This is a genomic window from Brucella grignonensis, assembly GCF_002252505.1.
Classification (GTDB): Bacteria; Pseudomonadota; Alphaproteobacteria; order Rhizobiales; family Rhizobiaceae; genus Brucella; species Brucella grignonensis.
In genome coordinates this window covers 1-385 of record NZ_NNRL01000142.1, presented here as the reverse complement: position 1 = coordinate 385, position 385 = coordinate 1, and the positions used below count along the sequence as shown (strand labels likewise).

Genomic DNA, 385 nt, shown 5'->3' with positions numbered 1-385 from the left:
CACCCCCCGTTCCCAATCTGCTCTTCGGTCCGATTGCGGGAATGATCACTGTCTTCGCGCTGCCGATGCATCGCCGCCGGCCGGTGGCAATGGTCAGCCTGATCTGCTTTCTCGGAGTCGCCGGCTTTTACGCTTTGCGCGAATATGCGCGCCTGTCGCCATCCGTCGAGAGTGGGGCGGTGACCTGGGACGAGGTGCTGTCCTATCTCGACTTCTTTGCCGTGATTGCCGCTGCCGTCGGCTTTATCATCGTCGCCATATCGGCGAGGATATCGGTCGTGGTGTCCGATCCGGTGAAGCGCGCCAAGCGCGGAACCTTCGGTGATGCCGATTGGCTCACCATGTCGGCCGCCGCAAAGCTGTTTCCGGCAGATGGCGAGATCGT

1 pseudogene is annotated in these 385 nt (G+C 61.8%); it reads left to right on the top strand.

Annotation, left to right across the window (positions count from 1 at the left end):
- Positions 1–385 (top strand): annotated as a pseudogene (locus tag CEV33_RS01635) (Ti-type conjugative transfer system protein TraG); the annotation flags it as partial.